This is a genomic window from Halalkalibacter sp. HAAS-P013 (genome assembly GCF_056619925.1).
In genome coordinates this window covers 80,183-100,630 of the sequence record NZ_JBWQTU010000005.1, presented here as the reverse complement: position 1 = coordinate 100,630, position 20,448 = coordinate 80,183, and the positions used below count along the sequence as shown (strand labels likewise).

The window sequence follows — 20,448 nt, the reverse complement described above, 5'->3', positions numbered from 1 at the left end:
TTTGACCGCTCCTTTTTTCCTCTTTAACTTCTTTTATCCTCTTCCATTTAAGCACCAGCGATTCATCATTTCAAGTTTATTCGCCTTTTTTCTACTTTTTTCGTCTATATTCTTTATTTTCAGAAATGAAATCGCTTTTTTAAAACAGTAGTTATTTAAAAGCAAAAAAAGAGTGTACCTTCAAGCTTAAGGTCACACTCTTTCTATTTTATATACGTAACTCTTCCTGAAACCACTTATTTATTTGCTTCATCATATCAGCAAGTGAATCTTTTTTGTTGAAAGAAGGAAGTTCTGCTAGAAGTGCCTGCTTCGGCTGTCTAGTTTGTTCCCCTTTCTTTTGAAGCATAAAGATACTTTTTCCAAATTGTTCAGATTGAAACATACTCTTTGGCAACTGCAGCAATCCTAAAATGTTCGCCTCACCTTTCACATATTCATGCAACTGCTTAGCTTGTTCACTTTGAAAAAGGAAATTAGGAACAAGAAAGAACAAAAATCCACCAGCTTTTGTCTTATTGATGGCTTGCTCAATCATTAAATGATGAATAAATGAGTGACCTTCTTCTGCTTTATTTACATAGTCATGCGCTATTTGATCTTTTGGATAATAACCTACAGGCAAATCTGTTACGACTAGATCCACTTCTTGAAAAGCAATCGGTTCAACACTGTCTTGATGAAACAACTGAAGCTCATGCTTTTGTAAATTAGCACTAACAAATGCTAGCTTTAACAACGTCTCATCTACCTCGAAAGCAGCAGCTGAAAGACGTTTATTGGATTGATTTAAAATGGCATTTACTAAATTACCTGAACCTGCAGCTAAATCTAAAAGTACGGCAGGTTCTTCACTCTTATCAAGCACTTTATTAACTAGATAGCTTAAAAATAAGCATACAGCATCAGGCGTCATAGAGTGGTGAGGCTGTACTGCCCCTTTCATCCCTTTTAATACTGCTAGTTGAAAGGCTTTTCTTATATCCTCTTTTGAAACACTTTCCATGTCCATACTGCTCAATTTATCAAAAAGCCACTCTTTTTGTTCTGGATTGACACTTTGACATACTTCTCCACTAAAAAGATTTTCTCCAGCTTCTGCGAGTCCTTCTAAATACGTCACTTCCCCATTCGTCTCTAAATAAAATGCTACATCATCTATATATGTATATAATTCTTCCATTTTCGTACTATTCAAGAACCTTCTCCCCTTTTAACACTCACTTCATCCCACTATTTTAGCAAAATTGAGTTATCAATACTACTTTGATTCAGTACTAATCCATTTTTAACAGATAGCTACTCTTTCATACAGAAAGTTAGCTGCACAGGTAGAAAGAAAATAGAAAAGGTCCACCCTCTAGCTTAACATTTTGTCTTTAGCTAGTCAGGCAGACCCTCATGATTATTATTATTTTGCAGATTTACAAGCTTCAATTGCCGCTTCATAATCAGGATGGTTCGTTGCTTCTGAAACGTACTCAGCATACGTAACAACATCATTAGAATCGATAACAAATACTGCACGAGCTAACAGACGTAATTCTTTGATCGCAACGCCAAACGCTTCTCCAAATGAAAGATCACGATGGTCGGAAACCGTTTGAACATTTTCAATTCCTGCAGCTGCACACCAACGCTTTTGAGCAAATGGTAAGTCGACGCTGACTGTTAACACTTGTGTATTTTCAAGTCCTGCCGCTTCCTCGTTAAAGCGACGTGTTTGTTGATCACACACTCCCGTATCAATTGACGGAACGACACTGATTAAGCGTACCTTCCCCTTTGAATCATCTAAAGTAACTTCTGATAAGTCATTCGCTAGAACCGTAAAATTGGGTGCTTTTTCTCCAACCTTTACTTCAGTACCTAATAGTGTAACCGGATTATTCTTAAACGTAATTTCAGCCATTTGTTACCCCTCCTATTCATTATGTACAAGTTCATCTTACATGAGGCTAGGAAAATATGCCAGTTATATGCATAAAACTTCTAATTAGAAAAGAATGGGGTTGTCCCCATTCTTTAAAGTGGTGATTGGTTATTTGGATTTGTTGTTGTTGTACTTGTAACAGTAGTAGAGCTCTCGTTAGAACCACTGTTGCTATTATTGTTATTACCAACCATTTGTTGGATTTTTTCAACAACTTGTGGAGCAAAATCAAGTAACTTCTCATACAAATGAGTGTTGCTATCTAAATGTACCATCTTAACACCTTCACTGTTTACAACTAAAAAGGCAATCGGTGTAATGGATACTCCACCACCACTACCTCCACCAAAAGGATGTTTATGCTCTTCTTTTGGGCCACGTTCTTCGATAACAAATTCACTACCACCAGCTGCAAAACCGAAACCTACTTTAGATACGGGCATAATGACACTGCCATCAGGAGTCTCAACTGGGTCACCAACAATTGTGTTTACATCGACCATTTCTTTTAAATTTTCCATAGCCGTCTTCATTAAACCTTGAATAGGATGGTCTGTCATGATCGTTTCCTCCTTCATAAATTACATATTTTTTTCAACCGAATTTGTTTTAGACATTTTCGGTCTTCGTCTCCAATGCTTGAGTAACATTAGACCTGCAACGATAGCATGTCCGATTCTGAACGAAAACATGCATGAAAGGTACGTATGAGATACCATCGCTTGAAAATGTGGATCTATTGTTAGCTTTGGCATGAACTTCATTCTCATATAGTTGCCAACTAATCCAATAATATTCCCTTTCACACCCCAAATTGCTCCAGCCAGTTGAGCCGTATGAGCTGCATCACCAACCCCAATATCTGTATGCCACGTAAAAGAATTCACGCTGACCTTTTTTAAAAATTTCCTTACGATTTTATGCAGTCCGACTACATGGTCTAAAAAATCTTTAAACCATCGAAAATAATCTTGAAGCAATTCTGGCGTTACAGGAATTGCTTTTTTTGATTCAATGCCCGCAATTTTTTGTTCTTCTTCTACAATTAAAGAAGCGGAATCATCATCAATTTTTATTACAGGTGCCGAAAATGTATAAATTCTCATCCCCCAAAACGTGACTTTGGCATCAAGTAAGTCATCATCTTGATTATGTCGATAATCTACATAAATCTTCACCTTTGAAAAAATTATGATGGTAAACAAGATTATTAGTGCTGAAATAATTATCATCCAAACCATACAATACCCCTTTTACAAAGTTCGATTGTACCTAGTTTCTCCTTTTTTATACAGAATAAACCTGCCAGTTTTGGCAGGTTTATTCAAACTTACATAATGGACGGTTCATCACGTTCATGTATAACGCATGTATCTGCAATCACATCATGAAGGCCTTGTTTTTTTGTTGTAAAAGCAACCATAACGTAAATAACATAAAGTAAAAAGAAAGATTGATGTATGAAGCGCCCAACGCCTTCTCGAAAAATAATTTGTGTCCAACTTAATTCCTCGTTCTTTAACGAGATCACGCGGAGCCCCATAATCATCTTCCCAATGGTTTGACCGTAAACTTTTGTCATAATCGCAAAATATAAGAAGAATACGACAGCTGATAAGACTGTCTCAAGGTTGAAGGGACCAAGTGATAACAATCCATTTACATTCGTTAGCCGCAGCAGTGGGTATACAAGTAATCCATTTAATGAGAATACTGTTATCATATCTAGAAGAAATGCCCAAAGCCGCATCCAAAAGCCGGCAAAATATAGGGAGGTTTCTGCTTTCTCCACATCTTTATTAATTTCAGGAGGAGAATGAATGTCTTGAACCATTCGATTTCGTAAACGACTGTTGACGATACGTTTTCGTTTTGGTGGAAGTGCTCGTGCAACTAATTGACTCAATGTTCTCCCCTCCTTAATCTGTATAGATATATTTTAAACTTGGTGAACGATGTGTAGCTAAGATTCGTTCAAGTGTTGCTAGTTCTCCAGTATCATTACCGAACAATTGCTTCATCGATAAAGAAAGAAAGCCAGGGAAACCAATATGCGGCTCATATTTAATCACATCAAAATTTCCAACATGTTCTTGCATCATAGCAATCGTATCATCTAAAGTTCCAAGCTCGTCAATTAAATCAAGCTCCAAAGCTTGATTTCCACTATAAATTCGTCCGTCCCCAATTGTACGAACTTCAGACTCACTCATGTTTCTTCCCTCTGCAATGACTCGAACAAACTCATCATACGATTCATCAATTAAAGATTGAAGGATTGCTCTATCTTCTTCCGTCATTTCTCTTGTTGCAGACATAATATCTTTATATGGACCACTTTTAATTGTATTCACTTTCACTCCATAATTTTCAGCTAGTTCTGTTACGTTAATTGATTCCATTATGACACCAATTGACCCGGTTATCGTTTGAGGGTTGGCTACAATTTTATCAGCTGGTGCAGCTATGTAATATCCTCCTGAGGCTGCCATACTTCCCATTGAAACATAGATTGGCTTATCATAAGTCGTTTGGGCTTCAACAATTTTCTCGTGTATTTCAGCACTTTCCACAACGCCACCACCTGGGGTATTTACTCGAATAATAATCCCTTCAACATTTGGATCCTTCCCCGCTTGTTCAATTTGCGACAAGAACATTTGATGTCTATAACCAGTTGGTGCAAAAAAACCTTCATCGCCTACATCTTGGATGACCCCATTAACTTCTAATACAACAATTTGACCTCCAAATTCTTCCCCTGTCTCAATGATTTGTTCAGTCCAATCATGTCCCATGGAATCCATAAACGAACTCGTATTTGAAAAAATCATGGATGTCGCTGCATTTACCACGAGCGAAACCACCAATAGCATAGCCACAGCAATTAATGCTAGCCAACGTTTACGACTCATTCCCTCACTCCTCTAATTTCACTTTTTCGTTTCTTTTTCCCAATCAATGGATATGATAACATAAAATTGATAAAAGGACATTTCAGAGAGGATGAAAATTGTGCCATCTAGAACCAACCTGTATTTATCCTATAAGCGTATAAATGAAATGGAAGAAATCGTAAATCAGTTACGTACTCTTGCTGAGGAGAATGAATTTAACATCGTTTCTAATGTTGAAGAGGCAAATATTATTGCAAGCATAGGCGGTGATAATGCTTTTTTGCAAGCAACTCGAAAGACTGGCTTTCAGCAAGATTGCCTATATGTAGGAGTTAGCGCGGATTCGTTAGGATTTTATACGGATTTTTCTATTCAAAACATGGAACAAATGATTCAAGCTATGAAAAACGCTGAGGTGGAAGTACGACGTTATCCAATTCTTGAAGTGACAGTAGATAACGAGAAACCATTTTTTTGCTTAAATGAATGCTCAATTCGTTCAAATGTAATCAAAACATTTGTCATTGATGTATTTATTGACGATTTGCATTTTGAAACATTCCGAGGGGATGGTATGATCGTATCCACACCAACTGGAAGCACGGCTTATAACATGTCTGTTAATGGGGCTGTTGTCGATCCAACCCTTCCTTCTTTACAAGTTAGTGAAATCGCTTCATTAAATAACAACCAATATCGTACACTTGGTACATCCTTTCTCCTTGGACAAAACAGATCATTAACATTAAAAGTCGTCCAAGATGGAAATGATCACCCTATTGTTGGAGTAGATAATGAAGCACTTAGTATTCGTCATGCCAAACAATTAAAACTCCGTCTTGCTGATCAATCAATTAAAGTATTAAAATTAAAAAACAACTCTTTTTGGGAAAAAGTGCAAAGGAATTTTCTAAGTAAACCAAAATAACTATACAAATTAAGCCTGTCCGTTCTGAAAACTCTCGGACAGGCCATTTATTATTTTTCATACATAATTGTATTATCTACAACAGTCATTACCACGTTCGTAGTTAAAATTTCATCAGGTTTAACTGTAAATAAGTTTTGATCAAGAATCGTGAAATCCGCAACAAAGCCCTTAGCTATTTTTCCTCGTTCATTTTCCTTTTCAATTGCATATGCACTTCCTGATGTAAAAAGTTGTACTGCTTCAAACGGGGTAAGTTTTTGCTCTGGTAAGTACCCTTCATGATTCTCTCCTATTCGAGTTCTCGTTACGGCCGCATGAATTCCAAGAAGTGGATCAACAGGCTCAATTGGTGCATCTGAACCACCAGCGCAGTGTAACCCATTTTCAAGTAACGTTTTCCACGCAAACGAATATTTAATTCGTTCCTCTCCTAATCGTTCCATCACCCAAGGAAAATCCGAAGCAACAAATCTTGGTTGCAGGTCGAGAATCACCGACAACTTCTTCATTCGTTCAATTAGCGTATCATCGACTACTTGAACATGGATCAGTCGGTCTCTTCCTTCTGTCACTGGATATTGCTCTAGAGCTGTTAGAGCCATATCAATAGCAGCATCTCCAATCGTATGAATGGCAACAGGCCGATTCTTTTTTCGTGCCTCTCTTACAAGCATCAGTAAACTTTCTTCCGTATGTATTGCTACACCTGATGTTGATGGGTCATCAGTGTAGGGACTACGTAAATAAGCCGTTCTCCCTCCAAGCGCGCCATCGGAGAATATTTTCACTGCGCCAAGTTCAATAAAAGGTGTGATTGACCCTTTATCATAATTTTCTTTTTCCATTTCATCGATTGCTTCATGATGAACAAGGAGATGAGCACGAAATTTCGTTTGTTTGCCGTCTATGACATTCATAAATTGATCAAACGTTTGTTTAAATCCTCCATAGTAATGTAGATCCTCTGTATGACCACCAACTAACCCTACTCGTAATAAATCGTTAACTGCTACTTGAAGAGCGTGATTCACATATTCATCTGTGACTTTTGGAATTTTTTCTTTCACTAAGTCCGCTGCTGTATCAAGAAGAAACCCAGTTGGCTCTCCATGGTCATCACGAACAATGACTCCCCCCGTTGGGTCTTTTGTTTCCTTTGTTATCCCTGCCATATCTAAAGCCTTTGTGTTTACAAGCGCCGCATGTCGACATACTCTTGTTAAAAACATTGGTTTATTTGGTGATATTTCATCTAGTTCCAAGCGATGAAATATTTTTCTATCAGGAAAGTTATTTTCATTCCAACCTTCCCCGAAAATCCATTGGTCACCGCTTGATTGGTTATACTTTCTCTCTAGTAAAGACCTCATTTCTTCGGCTTGGTTCACTTCAGATAGATCAAGCCGAATCAGCTTTTCACCGTGACCGATAATATGTAGGTGACTATCAACAAATCCAGGATAAACAAAGGCTCCAGACAAATCATGCCTTCTCTCAATTAAATGAGCATACCGATTTTCCAAATCTTCTTTGTTACCTAAATCATATATTCGACCATCTTGAACATAAAGAGCGGAAACCGCTTCTCCTTCTTCTGTCATTGTAAAAAACGTTCCATTATACCAAAGCGTTCCCATGATACCTTTCCTCCTCAACTACTATGTAAAAATGTAACACGTTTATCCTTTATATTTTATTATGTCACTTTCACGTAATTTTCTCAAAAAACAAAGAGAAGGGTGTAGTTAAACACCCTTCTCTCAGCCATAATATATCTAATTATTGGATGCTACCACCCATTTGTTGTTCAGCCATTTGAACTAGACGCTTTGTAATTTCTCCACCAACAGAACCGTTAGCACGAGAAGTAGCATCTGCTCCAAGTTGAACACCAAATTCAGAAGCGATTTCATACTTCATTTGATCTAGAGCTTGTTGTACACCAGGTACAACAAGCTGGTTTGAATTACCGCTGTTGTTGTTTGCCATGTTTCTCACCTCCTTCTGTACTCATAGAATGAGTAGGAGAAGGTCAAAACATACACAAGGTTAGCTGGTAATTGTTGAGAATATAACCAAAAACACCATTTAACTGCCCTTTTGGCGGGAATAGTGCGAACATCTTTGCGCTGGCTTCTCTCGCTGCGCGCCTCAAGGAGAAGATCGCTCCTTGAGGCTTAAAAGACGGCAGCGGCTCCGCTCAGCGCTTCGTTCCATCAAAAAGGAAGATCGCCTTTTTGATGAAACTAAAACAAATTTTCTACATCTTTATTTACTGGTGTTGAGCTTGTTAGGATGAGTTTTTCTGTTCGTTCAACTGCATCGTTTACGTATTTTTCTACTTCGATGTATTGTTCGTATTTATTAGCTTGTTCTCTTTTTGGTCTTGTTTTTGAATCTGGTGGTAAGAAGATTGTACAGCAATCCTCAAATGGTAAAATTGATGTTTCATACGTTTCTATTTTTTTAGCAATATCAATGACTTCAAGCTTATCCATTGTAACTAACGGACGGATGATTGGCAAGTTCGTCACTTCGTTAATTGTATTCATACTATGCAACGTTTGACTCGCAACTTGTCCTAGACTTTCTCCAGTAGCAAGAGCAAGGATTTTTCGTTCTTGTGCAATTTTTTCACTAATACGAAGCATGACTCTTCTCATAATTGTCATTTGTAAATTACTTGGGATGTGTTGATGAATATGCTTTTGCACATCTGTAAAAGGGACAAGATGCAACACGACAGAGCTTCCATATCTCGTCAATGCCTTTGACAGATCAATAACTTTTTGCTTTGCTCGCTCATTTGTATATGGAGGGCTGTGAAAATGAATAGCTTCAATTTTTGCTCCACGTTTCATCGTTAAATAGCCAGCAACCGGACTATCAATTCCACCCGATAATAACAATAATACTTTTCCACTCGTTCCTACAGGCAAGCCTCCTGCTCCCGCATAAGAACCTGAAGTTACGTAGGTTGCTGTTTCACGCACTTCCACTCGAATGTCTACGTCTGGATTATGAACATCCACTGTGATTCCATCCGAATTCGCTAAGACATATCCGCCAATTTCCCGATTTAACTGCATTGTATCAAGTGGAAAAGGTTTATAAGCTCTTCTTGCAGTAATTTTAAAGGTTTGAACACCTTCATGATCCTTCAATACTTGAAGAGCACCTTTTTGCATCGATTCAATGTCATTTTCGACTTTCAATGCTAAACTAAATGAATGGATACCAAAAATGTGTTTTAATTTATCAACAACAAGTTCGTGGTTTTCTCCATTTAATTCGATAACAATTCGACCATATGTGCGTTTAATTTGTAAGTTAGAAAATGACTTTAAGCTCATTTTAATATTTTGCTGCAATGATTTTTCAAAGATGGAGCGATTTTTTCCTTTTAAGGCTAACTCTCCAAACCTAATTAAAATATGATCATATGTCATGAATTTACAACCTCCAATAATTCCGGAATAATAACTTTTAATTCAGCTATTAATTGATCCAACTCAGCAGCCGTTGTTTCAAAAGAGAAACTAACACGTATTCCTGAGTTTGCTCTTTCCTCACTTAAACCCATCGCTAGCAAGACTCGGCTCGGTTCTGAAGCCTTTGATGAACAAGCTGATTTCGTAGATACATAGATGTCTTTTGCTGTTAATGATTGAACAATTACTTCTGGCTTCGCACCTGGAATTGAGAAATTAACGATATGAGGAGCTGCCTTATGTTCTGGACTATTAATAACAACTCCATCTAATTCCTTTAACTGTGTAATCAAATAATGACGTAATTGTTCGAGTTCTTTTCGTTTGTTATCTTGTTCAAACGATAATCGTAATGCTTTTGCCATTGCGACAATCCCTGCTACATTTTCCGTACCCGCTCTAAGGCGGCTTTCTTGCGCTCCGCCATGGAAGAGAGCATCAATTCTCAATCCTTCTCTAACAAATAAAAAGCCATTTCCCTTTAGTCCATGAAATTTATGAGCAGAAAACGTACATAAGTCTATTCCAGATTTACACAATTCTAAAGGGACTTTCGTGACCCCTTGAACATGATCAACATGGAAAAGAATTTGAGGGTAACTTTTTAGCTGCTGACCGATTTCTTCAATAGGTAAGATCGTTCCTGTCTCATTGTTTACATGAATCATTGAAACAAGGATTGTATCTGAACGAATTTCTTTTTTAATTTGTTCTAGATATACGCTACCATCTTGATCAACTGGTAAATACGTTACGTCAAATCCTTCTTTTTCAAGCTGGAGAAACGCCTCATTAGCTGATGCATGTTCGACTTGAGTTGTAATTATGTGCTTTCCTCGATTTTTTTTTGCTTGAGCAGTCCCTTTTATTGCTATATTATTTCCTTCTGTTCCACCAGAAGTGAATATGATTTCATTAGCTCCTACACCAAGTAGTTGGGCAATACGGTTTCTAGATTCACCAATTAACCCTTCTGCCTGCATACCGAGAGTGTGAAGGGAAGATGGATTTCCAAAGTAGGTCGATGCAACTTTCGCATACGTTTCAACCACTTCCTGAAACGGTTTAGTTGTTGCACTATTATCTAAGTAAATCATCATTTACTCCCCCTATACCTCATTTTTTATTTTACGCATCCATATATGTTAGCATAAAATCTTTAAATAACAAGGTGCATTATCAATATTGCCAGTTATTCACATGATAGTACGAAAAAGCACCGATTTTAAAAAAAGGTGAGAGTGACTGAATAAAAAAGCTAGCTCCGACACTTTTTGTCGGAGCTAGCTTATAAACTATACGGGCATATACCCTTTGACAACATCCAATACATTTGGCTCATATTTCTCAATGACCGAGACAGCACAGTTTAAAGCCTCTTCATATTCATATTGCCTAAACAACAATTCAGCCTCCAACAAGCCTGCAGCAACATCTTCTGATCGACTTCGATAGCGATTGCCGTATTGGATGACTTTTTCTGCTAAATCAGCGACCTCTACCATCTCAATGACCATCTCTTGATTCTTTTTAACAATCGATGCTGCTTCTTCAACTAACACTGTCACCCTGCCTAACTCAAGCGGTACTTGAGTTAATTGATCAGTTGCACGAACTAACGTTTCATCAGCACTTTCTAAATGATCTAATGCATGTTGTGGCATTCCTGGAATATTACTCTTTTTTAGAACACGATACGTTTCCATCATGATGTCTTGAAGAGACTGTAGGGTCTCCTTAGCCGTTCGTTCATCTTCTCTTAGAGCAAACAACGTTTCTTTCTCTGTTTCAATTTCTTCAGTAAGCTTGTTCATTTCATTTTGCCATACATCTACCATTTCTCGAATCGATGTATAAGTCTGCTTTTGATGCTCTGCTAAATCCGTTAAAACATATAGCTGGTTCGTTAAATCATGAACATTGTCTTTAATTTGTTTTTGAGCACTCAGCTGTTGTTTAGATACAAAATAGCTTTTTTGTACATCTGTTGTCTCGTTATACAACGCCTCGACTTTTTGTTCGCTTTCTTCTATTTGAGTTTTCAATTGCTCTAGTTGGTCAAAAACATACTGTTTCGATTCAACCTCAAACTCTAATGTATCATAAAGTTGTTCAATTTTATTTGAGAGTTCAAAAAGCCTTTCCTCGGCTCCATCACATTTTAAAACAACTAAGTCCTCTTTAACTTTATCAAGTTCTTGTTCCATTTGCTCTAGTCTTGAATGTAGTGAAAATGGCTCTAGCTGATAGCCAGCTGACTCCATTTCTTCCATCCCATCTCTTATTTCTTTCATTTCAGCCGGAATTCTTGTTTCAACCTGCACAAGGAGCTTAGGGTACTGCTCTATTAATTTTTCTAAATGAGTAACTATTTCATTAGCGGAAACAAGGTGTTCTCTAGCTTTTAAGTAACTACCATCAGCCGTTGCCTGATCAAACATTTCAAGCTGTTCGTTAATTTGGTCCATTTTCTCATCAAACGACGCAAGACCAGGACCCAAAGATCCACGCTTCTTCGTAATCGTTGAAAAAAGGTCTTTATAAGCTGTACGCACTTCATCAATTTCACTTCTATTTTGCTCTTCACTTTGAACAAGGCTTCTGACATCATCTAATAAGGTCTTTATTTGTTCTTCGATGCTAACGAGACGCTTTTCTGTTAGCTCTAACAGCTGTTTGGCTTTATTAAAACGGCTTTTTCCAGCAAGATCCTCTATATCAAATAACTTCTCTTCAATATCTGGCAAGATCCCCCCAACAATTTCGTCCCATTCATTGCGCCATGTTTCAAATTTTTCTTCTGTCTGACCTGACATATGTAAATGTTTTACTTTGCCAATTTCATCAGGAATATCTCGATTTAATATACCATTTTTCCATTCCTCTAATCGGTCTACTTCCTTATACACACGCTTTCGTATAACGGAACTAACAATTATAAAAATAGCAACAATGGCTATAACAATGTATATTAAGTAATAAAACATAGGAGGACTCCCTTCTTTTGCTCAGTAGTCTTTACATTTCAATATAGCTTCTTGTTGTTTCTGCAAATAAAACAAAAATCCTCTATTTTTGACAAATTTGTCTAAAATTTTTACGATTTTGATAGTTTCTATGATACCATGAAATAGCTAGTTTGTATCCATTTTATAAGTTCAAATATGTAAAATAAAAAACAAAACGAGAGAAATTCACTTTTCATTCTCATTAGTAAGGAGAGAAATGAATGATACATGATGGTCACGTTCACAGTCCTTATTGTCCTCATGGTACGAAAGATTCGTTTGAGAAGTATTGTGAGTTGGCAATTCAAAAAAATATCAAAGGAATTACTTTCACAGAGCATGCTCCTCTCCCTCCTTCTTTTCAAGATCCAACTCCCTTAAAAGATAGTGGGATGAATCCAGAAGATTTGCAAGACTATTTTAGGGAAATTCAAGCACTAAAACGGTATTACAATAGACATCTTACTATTTATGCTGGATTAGAAATTGATTATATTGAAGGTTATGAAAAAGAAACATCGAACTTTCTAAATGAAATTGGTCCGCTTTTAGATGACAGTATTTTATCCGTCCATTTTTTAAAAATTGATGAGAATTACCTTTGTATTGATTACAGCCCTGATGTTTTTTCAGATGCCATTAAACAATTAGGATCAACGGAATCAGTTCATAAGCTTTATTACCAATCGGTTACTAAGTCAATCGAAATGGACTTAGGTCCTTTTAAACCTAAGCGCATTGGTCATATAACACTAGCTAGAAAATTCATTCAGAAATTCCCAGTAGCCAGTAACTTCTCCGAAGAAACTAATTTAATTCTGCATCAAATCAAGAAAAAAGGGTATGAGCTCGATTATAATGGCGCGGGTTATACCAAACCATTATGTAAGGAGCCCTACCCTAATGAACTTATTATAAAAAAGGCCATCGATCTTGCTATCCCACTTGTATATGGATCAGACGCACATCAAGCGAAGGGATTAATGTCAGGAATCGACCAACTTTATCCAAAAGCATGTTTTACGAGACCCTAATCCTTATTATGAAATAGACCTTGGCAGTAAATACGTAGTCGTAGTTGTATACTCTTGCTGACTCTTGCATAGCCAAAGATCAATCCAATGTCTAATATGCTTCATATATCTTTCAATAAAGTACGGTTCTGTTGTTGTAATCTGGTAGAGCTCGCTTAAGTAATGGGGAGATTGGAAAGGCATAATAATCATCGTTCGTAGATGAATAACCGCAAAGTCAAGTGGTTGCTTCCGAAATTCTCCCCTTCTCATACCAGAGCGAATAAGCTCTTCTAAGTCATGTTTTTCTTTTCTTAAATATGTCGTCATAAGTTCACGCACTAAAACTGAATCCATAGTCATTTCACGATGAACCATACGAGCGACAAAATGATTTTCAGATTGATATTGAAGAAGTGCTTTTATTAGTGAAAGTAACTGTTCTTTTGTAGAATTAAGTGATTTCTCTAGTTCGTTTTTTATTATTTGAAGATGTCCTTCAAGAAATTGAGTCATCAGCTCTTCATAGAGGCCTTTTTTTCCACCAAAATGATAGGAGACAAGGGCAACATTGACGTTAGCCTTACTAGCGATATCTCGAACCGAGGTACCATCAAAACCTTGAGTATGAAAAAGTCGAACAGCAGCATCAATTATTCTATCTTTTTTTGTTTCCTTCATAAGTGGTAGCCCTCCTTGTATATCCTTCCTCTTAAAATTTTCGTGCTAGTAATCCATTTTCCTCTATGAATCGCTCGACAAAAATCATTGACTTTTCAACAAAATTCTTGCTTTATCCAATCATTTTCGTCTCTACGTCCCCCTCTTGGTTTTCTTTTGAGTATCCTTTATAAATAATTTCATGTAAAATGTCACAATAGAATTTATAAAAAGAAAGGTAGGATGGACATGTTCGCAAAAGAAGTATATAAAGGTACGTTGGAAGAACAATATATGACGCTTTCAAAGCAGCTAGATGCTTTATTAACTGGTGAGAAAGATCTTATCGCCAATCTAGCAAATGCAAGTGCACTACTAGCTCAATTTCTAGACGAGGTGAATTGGGTAGGGTTTTATTTATTGAAGAAGGAAGGCTTAGTATTAGGACCGTTTCAAGGTTTACCTGCGTGTGTACGAATCCCAGTAGGAAAAGGAGTGTGCGGAACAGCTGTAGAAAAAAATGAAACGATGCTAGTTCAGGATGTTCATCAATTCCCTGGCCATATCGCATGTGATGCAGCGTCTCGTTCAGAAATTGTTATCCCAATACGTCAAAACAATTCACTAGTTGCCATCTTAGACATTGACAGCCCTCTTCTAGCAAGGTTTACAGAAGAAGACCAACGTTATTTAGAGGAATTTGTAGCAGTTCTTGAAAAACATATCGTTTTATAAATAAGAAATGAGGTTGTCTCATTAGCCCCATGTTAAGATGCAAAACGTTCATTCTAGAAAGTTTGCAGATCTGAAACTTGTTTTTAGACAATGTCAGGTTGACATTTAAATATAATCTTCATATAATAGAATTTGTGTGAAATAAGACAGCCACGGTAAACATACAATGTTCCTTCATTTTGTTCCTCGATGCGGCTGCATATTGACGAGGTGCATCGTGTAACTTCTAGCTGTCGAAGCGAAGATGCATGAAAGCAAAATGAACATTGTTAGAGATTACCAGCCGGTTGTTATTTTGCAACATCAAAATAACAAGGAGGAGTCAAATTATGGCTCGTTATACAGGTCCATCTTGGAAATTATCTCGTCGTTTAGGAATTTCACTAAGCGGTACGGGTAAAGAATTAGCAAAGCGTCCGTATGCTCCAGGGCAACACGGTCCAAACCAACGCAAAAAGCTTTCTGAATATGGTTTACAACTTCACGAAAAGCAAAAGCTTCGTCACATGTACGGAGTAAATGAGCGTCAATTCCGTCGCATCTTTGATGATGCTGGTAAAATGACTGGAATTCACGGTGAGAACTTCATGATTCTTCTTGAGTCTCGTCTTGATAACCTAGTTTACCGTATGGGTCTTGCGCGTACTCGTCGTGCTGCTCGTCAATTAGTTAACCACGGTCACATCTTAGTTGATGGAAGCCGCGTAGATATCCCATCTTACCGCGTTAAGCCTGGTCAAGCAATCGGTGTTCGTGAAAAGTCACGCAACCTTGATGTAATTAAGGAAGCTCTTGAAGGAAACGACTTCGTTCCAGCTTACGTAACTTTTGATGCTGATAGCTTACAAGGAACTTACAGCCGTCTGCCAGAACGTTCTGAACTTCCTGCTGAAATCACAGAAGCTCTTATCGTTGAATTCTATTCACGTTAAGATTATTAGAAAAAGTCAGTCTTGCGGGACTGACTTTTTTTCTTTTCTTAAAGAATATATAACAAGAGCAAAATGGCTTATGGATATAAAAAAAGAGACGGAAAAATCGCTTCGATTTACGTCTCTTTTTTATTGCAGTTATAAATGAGAACTTATGAAAGACTTTATCTTAATGGTAATTTGCCCTTCATTCTAGCTAAGAAGGACGTTAGCTTCTTCTTAAATCCATTAATTCTCTCATTTTTCTGATGAAGGGCTCTTCTTCTATATTTTCGTTTTATTTAGTTAGTTTCATGAATTTACGTTTTCCAACCTGAAGAATTAAACCATCTTCTATTTTTACTTGAAGTTGAACGTCTTCTACTTTTTCTTCATTGATCTTCACGCCGCCATTTTGAATCATTCTTCTCGCTTCACCTTTTGAACTCATCATCTTTAGTTCTACAAGAAGATCAACGATCCAAACAGATGTGTCGCCTTCCCATTTTGTTTCAGGAAGATCTGTTGGCAAAGAGCGCTTTTGGAAGACTGTTTGGAAGTAAGTTCTAGCCTCTTCTGCTGCTTCTTTCCCGTGATACATCTCAACGAAGAGCGCTCCTAAATTCATTTTCGCATCTCTCGGATGTACACTACCATCTGCTAAACCCGCTTCTAACTTTTCAATCTCCTCCATCGGTAAATCAGTTGCTAGCTTATAATATTTTATCATTAACTCATCAGGAATAGACATAGACTTACCAAAAATTTCATTCGGCGCTTCGTCGATGCCAATATAGTTGTTTAATGACTTAGACATCTTTCGTTCTCCATCAAGACCCTCAATTAAAGGCAATGTCAAAGCCACTTGCTTTTCTTTTCCATAAGCTTCTTGCAATGTTCTTCCCATTAATAGATTAAATTTCTGATCGGTTCCCCCAACCTCAATATCCGTATCTAATGCGACCGAATCATAACCTTGCATTAGTGGATAGAAAAATTCATGGACAGAAATAGGCTGACCTGATTTGTAACGTTTTTCAAAATCATCTCGCTCTAACATTCTAGCAACGGTCATATTCGCAGCAAGCTTTACCACATCTTCAAACTGCAATGGTTTTAACCATTCAGAATTGTAGTAAATCGTTACTTTATCCATATCTAAAATTTTTCCATATTGTTCAACATAAGTCTCTGCATTTTTCTTTACTTCTTCATCTGTTAGCTGCTTACGCGTCTCTGACTTACCTGTTGGATCACCAATTCTTCCTGTAAAATCACCGATCAACATTTGAATCTCATGTCCTAACTCTTGAAACTGACGTAATTTATGAAGTGGAACCGTATGACCAATATGAACATCTGGTGCTGATGGATCCATTCCTAATTTAATTTTTAAAGGCTTCCCTGTCGCTACAGATTTTTCAATCTTCTTTCTAAAGTCAGCTTCTGGAACAATCTCAACGACTCCACGTTGTAAATAAGCGAGTTGCCGCTCTACTTCTGCTTGCTGTTGTTCTGTTAATGTAAATTCTTTTTCCATGATCCATACCCCATTCTATTTTTTTATATAAAAAAAAGACCTCTCCCCTAAATAAGGGACGAGGTCTTCGCGTTACCACCCTTGTTGAAGAGAAAAATGCACATTTTTCTTACATGTATATTTTTTTCTTCCACTTCATTTATTTAACGGTATGACCGTTCTTTGCTTATGACAAAGAAAGCTCCTGACTGTAATTCATCCTAACCTTATGTGCTAATTCACAGCGACCATTAGCTCTCTTTTACAGGGAAGATAAGGACTACTTCGATCATTCTTCGCTTTTAAAATATATATTTTTTATGTAGTGTAGTACAACCAATAGCAATGCTTCTTTTTTACCATAACAAAACTGCATTGTCAATCCTATTTCTACCATATCGTCATTCGACACCATATGATATAATATTTACTGAAATATGGGAGGTTTGCTATGAATCATAACGAATCATCATTTATAGAGAAACTTAAAGGGTTTCCAAAAAAATTACATGAATTAAAGGTATTCCGTAAGATCGGCATTACATACCAAGTATTTTGGAACTTATTCCTTGTATTCTTACTTGTCGGATGTATGACGCTCTTTTTCGTTGGTGGTACTGCAGCTGGATATTTCGCAGCATTAGTAAAAGATGAACCATTACGAACAGCGGATGAAATGCGAACACAAATTTATGACTATGAAGAAACGAGCGTTGCCTATTTTGCTGATGATCGATATTTGGGTGAACTGCCTTCAGACATCGAGCGTTACCAAGTAGCATTAGGGGACATATCTCCACATCTTAAAAATGCCATCATTGCAACTGAAGATGAGTATTTCTACGAACACGAAGGGATTGTACCTAAGGCGATCATGCGTGCAACATTCCAAGAATTTGCTAACTCGTCCTTACAAACTGGTGGAAGTACGCTCACACAACAACTTATCAAAAATCAAATTTTAACAAGTGAAGTATCTTTCGATCGTAAAGCTACTGAAATTTTGCTCGCCATGCGTTTGGAACACTTTTTGGATAAAGACGAAATTCTTGAAGCTTATCTAAATATTGTTCCATTTGGTCGTAATTCTTCCGGCCGTCAAATTGCTGGAGTTCAAGCTGCAGCGAATGGAATATTCGGGGTAGATGCCAGTGAACTGTCGATTCCACAGGCTGCCTATATTGCAGGTTTGCCTCAAAGTCCATTTGGTTATACACCTTTTTTACCTGGTGGTGAGGTGAAAGAGAATCTTGATCCAAGTATGAACCGAATGAGAACAGTTCTTTCGAGAATGCATGAGTCTGGTTTTATTACGGAAGAAGAGTTAATGGATGCACTTGCTTATGATATTGCCGGAGACTTTACTGAAAGAACTCCTGCTCCGATTGAAAAATATCCTTATTTAACAAACGAAGTGTTAAGCCGTGCAGCTGATGTGTTAGCTGAGCAACTGTTAAATAATAGTGATCAAGAACTTGCCGAGCTTAGTACAGAAGAACTTCTTGAAGTCGAAGCAAAATATAAACAACAGGCTAGAAGTGAGTTACGAAATAATGGTTATCATATTCATACGACCATTGATGAAGATATTTATAATGCGATGCAGGATGCAGTGAAAACAGATCACCTATTTGGCCCTGAAAAAAATGGTCAACAAGAAGAAGTCGGTGCTCTATTAATTGAAAATCGCACAGGAGCCATTAAAGGCTTTGTAGGTGGACGTGAGGAAGTTTATGGAAGGGAGTTTAACCGAGCTACAGGAGCGTACAGACAGAATGGATCAACAATGAAGCCATTACTAGCATATGCTCCAGCAATGGATATCGGTGCTATTCAACCAGGTATTGTTGTACCTGATACACCTACTACTTATCCTGGTGGCGAACCATTATCAAACTTTGATAACGGTCATCAAGGATTGCTTTCGGTTAGACAATCTCTTGCTAGATCACGAAACATTCCAGCTGTTCGTTCGTTCTTAATGGTTCCACATGAGCAGTCACGCGATATCCTACAAAAATTAGGATTTAAACTTAATAGCGGTGAACCATACCCTTCTGCTCCACTCGGTTCAACAGATAACAACGTAACTGTTGAACAAAACACAAATGCGTATGCTACTTTTGCAAACGGTGGAAAGTACGTCGAATCGTATATGATTGAACGCATTGAAACAGCAGCTGGAGAGGTTATCTATGAGCATGAGCCTTCAGAAGTAGAAGTGTTCAGTCCTCAAGCTTCTTACCTTACGTTAGATATGCTTAGAGACGTATTAAAACCTGGCGGAACAGCAAGCACATTGCCAGGTAGACTAAACTTCAATGCAGATTGGGCTGGAAAAACAGGTACGACTAGTAATACGCGTGATTCCTGGTTCGTTGGTACGAATCCAAATGTAACATTAGGCGTGTGGATCGGCTATGACAGGCCAGAACCAATCTCTACTACGGTTAACGGATTACGTTACGGCCCAAGAACTCAACAAATTTGGGCGAATATTGCTAATGCCGCACATAGTAAAAATCAAGAGTTAATGGCTCCAAGTGAACGCTTTTCACGTCCTGACGGGATTGTGTCTCGTTCGATATGCAGTCTAACAGGTCTTCTTCCTTCATCAATTTGTCAACAAGCAGGCCTTGTAACGACCGATTTATTTGACGCTAGATTTGTTCCAAATCAAACGGACGATAGCTTGGAAAATGCTCGCTACGTTACGATAAATGGACAAAACTATTTAGCTCTATCAAACACACCTTCTGAATTTACACAAGAAGGCGTTATGGTGTCAGATGATTTTTCTGGTATGGGTGATATTTCTAAGTATCTACCAGATAATATGAAAAATTTAATTCCAGATAAAAAAGCTCCTGACAACGGAAATACTCCAGGTGCTGTTAGTGGAGTTAAGTTAAATAGCGAAACTCTTTCATGGTCTAAACACTCCGATAACGATATTATCGGTTATCGAATTTACAGAGCCGAAAATGAAAGTACAGATTACCGTTTCTATAATCATGTTAGAGGTAATGAATCAACCTCATTCAATGTGAATGGAAAAAACTATTCTTATTTTGTTACTGCCGTCGATGCAGCCGGCCGTGAATCTTCTGCTTCCTCTATAGTTGAAGGGAAAAATTATTCTCCAGAACCTAAGCCAGAAGTAAAAGAGGATGAGGATGAGGATGAGGATGAGGAAGAAGATAAAGACAAAAAAGATAAAGAAGATGACGATGACGATGACGATGACGATGACGATGAGGATTAATCTAGTAATGGCTGGATAACTTATTAACTGAATCTGAGAGCGTTTTGAACTGTACTCCAATTGTTAGAATTGGGGTACAGTTTTT

Annotated in this window: 18 protein-coding genes and 1 other annotated feature; of the genes, 5 read left to right on the top strand and 13 right to left on the bottom strand. The window is 37.5% G+C overall.

Going from position 1 to position 20,448, the window contains the following annotated elements; genetic code table 11:
• Positions 1 to 208: 208 nt before the first annotated feature.
• The 6 genes from AC1FXP_RS08815 to sppA form a co-directional block, all read right to left on the bottom strand.
• Positions 209 to 1,198 carry a class I SAM-dependent methyltransferase gene (locus AC1FXP_RS08815; RefSeq protein ID WP_480060440.1) on the bottom strand — a complete coding sequence of 330 codons (990 nt, stop codon included), beginning with the start codon at positions 1,196 to 1,198 and terminating at the stop codon, positions 209 to 211.
• Between the two features lie 213 nt (positions 1,199 to 1,411).
• Positions 1,412 to 1,912 carry a thiol peroxidase gene (gene tpx / locus AC1FXP_RS08810; protein WP_250096704.1) on the bottom strand — a complete coding sequence of 167 codons (501 nt, stop codon included), beginning with the start codon at positions 1,910 to 1,912 and terminating at the stop codon, positions 1,412 to 1,414.
• Between the two features lie 113 nt (positions 1,913 to 2,025).
• Positions 2,026 to 2,493, bottom strand: a complete 468-nt coding sequence (gene ytfJ / locus AC1FXP_RS08805) for a GerW family sporulation protein (protein ID WP_480060438.1) — start codon at positions 2,491 to 2,493, stop codon at positions 2,026 to 2,028.
• A gap of 21 nt (positions 2,494 to 2,514) precedes the next feature.
• Positions 2,515 to 3,174 carry a DUF2953 domain-containing protein gene (locus tag AC1FXP_RS08800; protein WP_480060436.1) on the bottom strand — a complete coding sequence of 220 codons (660 nt, stop codon included), beginning with the start codon at positions 3,172 to 3,174 and terminating at the stop codon, positions 2,515 to 2,517.
• Positions 3,175 to 3,263: 89 nt separating this feature from the next.
• The gene (locus AC1FXP_RS08795) at positions 3,264 to 3,839 is read right to left on the bottom strand and encodes an RDD family protein (protein ID WP_480060434.1); all 576 of its coding nucleotides are present in this window, start codon (positions 3,837 to 3,839) and stop codon (positions 3,264 to 3,266) included.
• Between the two features lie 13 nt (positions 3,840 to 3,852).
• Positions 3,853 to 4,848 (bottom strand): signal peptide peptidase SppA, encoded by a 996-nt coding sequence (gene sppA / locus AC1FXP_RS08790; RefSeq protein ID WP_480060432.1) that lies wholly within the window; start codon positions 4,846 to 4,848, stop codon positions 3,853 to 3,855.
• A 100-nt stretch (positions 4,849 to 4,948) separates the two neighbouring features.
• On the opposite strand from sppA, the gene AC1FXP_RS08785 reads away from it, so the two are divergent.
• On the top strand, positions 4,949 to 5,758 hold the full coding sequence (locus tag AC1FXP_RS08785; RefSeq protein ID WP_480060430.1) for an NAD kinase: 810 nt from the start codon (positions 4,949 to 4,951) through the stop codon (positions 5,756 to 5,758).
• A gap of 50 nt (positions 5,759 to 5,808) precedes the next feature.
• On the opposite strand, the gene AC1FXP_RS08780 is transcribed toward AC1FXP_RS08785, so the two are convergent.
• The 5 genes from AC1FXP_RS08780 to ezrA form a co-directional block, all read right to left on the bottom strand.
• Positions 5,809 to 7,398, bottom strand: a complete 1,590-nt coding sequence (locus AC1FXP_RS08780) for an amidohydrolase (protein ID WP_480060428.1) — start codon at positions 7,396 to 7,398, stop codon at positions 5,809 to 5,811.
• Positions 7,399 to 7,540: 142 nt separating this feature from the next.
• Entirely contained in the window at positions 7,541 to 7,750 is a 210-nt protein-coding gene (locus AC1FXP_RS08775) for an alpha/beta-type small acid-soluble spore protein (RefSeq protein ID WP_480060426.1), read from the bottom strand.
• Positions 7,751 to 8,007: 257 nt separating this feature from the next.
• Positions 8,008 to 9,210, bottom strand: a complete 1,203-nt coding sequence (thiI, locus tag AC1FXP_RS08770) for a tRNA uracil 4-sulfurtransferase ThiI (protein WP_480060424.1) — start codon at positions 9,208 to 9,210, stop codon at positions 8,008 to 8,010.
• Positions 9,207 to 10,349 carry a cysteine desulfurase family protein gene (locus tag AC1FXP_RS08765; RefSeq protein WP_480060968.1) on the bottom strand — a complete coding sequence of 381 codons (1,143 nt, stop codon included), beginning with the start codon at positions 10,347 to 10,349 and terminating at the stop codon, positions 9,207 to 9,209. The genes thiI and AC1FXP_RS08765 overlap by 4 nt, the downstream gene beginning before the upstream one ends.
• Positions 10,350 to 10,547: 198 nt before the next feature.
• Positions 10,548 to 12,239 carry a septation ring formation regulator EzrA gene (gene ezrA / locus AC1FXP_RS08760; RefSeq protein ID WP_480060422.1) on the bottom strand — a complete coding sequence of 564 codons (1,692 nt, stop codon included), beginning with the start codon at positions 12,237 to 12,239 and terminating at the stop codon, positions 10,548 to 10,550.
• A 242-nt stretch (positions 12,240 to 12,481) separates the two neighbouring features.
• On the opposite strand from ezrA, the gene hisJ reads away from it, so the two are divergent.
• Positions 12,482 to 13,294, top strand: coding sequence for a histidinol-phosphatase HisJ (gene hisJ / locus AC1FXP_RS08755; RefSeq protein WP_480060420.1), 813 nt, complete (start codon positions 12,482 to 12,484; stop codon positions 13,292 to 13,294).
• A gap of 6 nt (positions 13,295 to 13,300) precedes the next feature.
• Here hisJ and refZ read toward each other — a convergent pair whose 3' ends face one another.
• Complete coding sequence (gene refZ / locus AC1FXP_RS08750) at positions 13,301 to 13,954, bottom strand: forespore capture DNA-binding protein RefZ (RefSeq protein ID WP_480060418.1); 654 nt, start codon at positions 13,952 to 13,954, stop codon at positions 13,301 to 13,303.
• A 228-nt stretch (positions 13,955 to 14,182) separates the two neighbouring features.
• On the opposite strand from refZ, the gene AC1FXP_RS08745 reads away from it, so the two are divergent.
• The gene (locus AC1FXP_RS08745; protein WP_480060416.1) at positions 14,183 to 14,668 is read left to right on the top strand and encodes a GAF domain-containing protein; all 486 of its coding nucleotides are present in this window, start codon (positions 14,183 to 14,185) and stop codon (positions 14,666 to 14,668) included.
• Positions 14,669 to 14,997: 329 nt separating this feature from the next.
• The gene (gene rpsD, locus AC1FXP_RS08740; RefSeq protein ID WP_480060414.1) at positions 14,998 to 15,600 is read left to right on the top strand and encodes a 30S ribosomal protein S4; all 603 of its coding nucleotides are present in this window, start codon (positions 14,998 to 15,000) and stop codon (positions 15,598 to 15,600) included.
• Between the two features lie 277 nt (positions 15,601 to 15,877).
• On the opposite strand, the gene tyrS is transcribed toward rpsD, so the two are convergent.
• Positions 15,878 to 17,119: a tyrosine--tRNA ligase gene (gene tyrS, locus AC1FXP_RS08735; protein WP_480060412.1), complete on the bottom strand. Its 1,242-nt coding sequence runs from the start codon at positions 17,117 to 17,119 to the stop codon at positions 15,878 to 15,880.
• A 51-nt stretch (positions 17,120 to 17,170) separates the two neighbouring features.
• Positions 17,171 to 17,404, bottom strand: a binding site (T-box leader).
• A 145-nt stretch (positions 17,405 to 17,549) separates the two neighbouring features.
• Here tyrS and AC1FXP_RS08730 point away from each other — a divergent pair.
• Entirely contained in the window at positions 17,550 to 20,363 is a 2,814-nt protein-coding gene (locus AC1FXP_RS08730; RefSeq protein WP_480060410.1) for a transglycosylase domain-containing protein, read from the top strand.
• Positions 20,364 to 20,448: the final 85 nt, after the last annotated feature.

Coding starts and splice junctions, on each gene's coding strand:
- thiI (WP_480060424.1), bottom strand. CDS start 9,210: ATGACATATGATCATATTTTAATTAGGTTTGGAGAGTTAGCCTTAAAA.
- AC1FXP_RS08780 (WP_480060428.1), bottom strand. CDS start 7,398: ATGGGAACGCTTTGGTATAATGGAACGTTTTTTACAATGACAGAAGAA.
- AC1FXP_RS08745 (WP_480060416.1), top strand. CDS start 14,183: ATGTTCGCAAAAGAAGTATATAAAGGTACGTTGGAAGAACAATATATG.
- AC1FXP_RS08765 (WP_480060968.1), bottom strand. CDS start 10,349: ATGATTTACTTAGATAATAGTGCAACAACTAAACCGTTTCAGGAAGTG.
- AC1FXP_RS08800 (WP_480060436.1), bottom strand. CDS start 3,174: ATGGTTTGGATGATAATTATTTCAGCACTAATAATCTTGTTTACCATC.
- ytfJ (WP_480060438.1), bottom strand. CDS start 2,493: ATGACAGACCATCCTATTCAAGGTTTAATGAAGACGGCTATGGAAAAT.
- rpsD (WP_480060414.1), top strand. CDS start 14,998: ATGGCTCGTTATACAGGTCCATCTTGGAAATTATCTCGTCGTTTAGGA.
- AC1FXP_RS08730 (WP_480060410.1), top strand. CDS start 17,550: ATGAATCATAACGAATCATCATTTATAGAGAAACTTAAAGGGTTTCCA.
- sppA (WP_480060432.1), bottom strand. CDS start 4,848: ATGAGTCGTAAACGTTGGCTAGCATTAATTGCTGTGGCTATGCTATTG.
- tpx (WP_250096704.1), bottom strand. CDS start 1,912: ATGGCTGAAATTACGTTTAAGAATAATCCGGTTACACTATTAGGTACT.
- refZ (WP_480060418.1), bottom strand. CDS start 13,954: ATGAAGGAAACAAAAAAAGATAGAATAATTGATGCTGCTGTTCGACTT.
- ezrA (WP_480060422.1), bottom strand. CDS start 12,239: ATGTTTTATTACTTAATATACATTGTTATAGCCATTGTTGCTATTTTT.
- tyrS (WP_480060412.1), bottom strand. CDS start 17,119: ATGGAAAAAGAATTTACATTAACAGAACAACAGCAAGCAGAAGTAGAG.
- AC1FXP_RS08775 (WP_480060426.1), bottom strand. CDS start 7,750: ATGGCAAACAACAACAGCGGTAATTCAAACCAGCTTGTTGTACCTGGT.
- hisJ (WP_480060420.1), top strand. CDS start 12,482: ATGATACATGATGGTCACGTTCACAGTCCTTATTGTCCTCATGGTACG.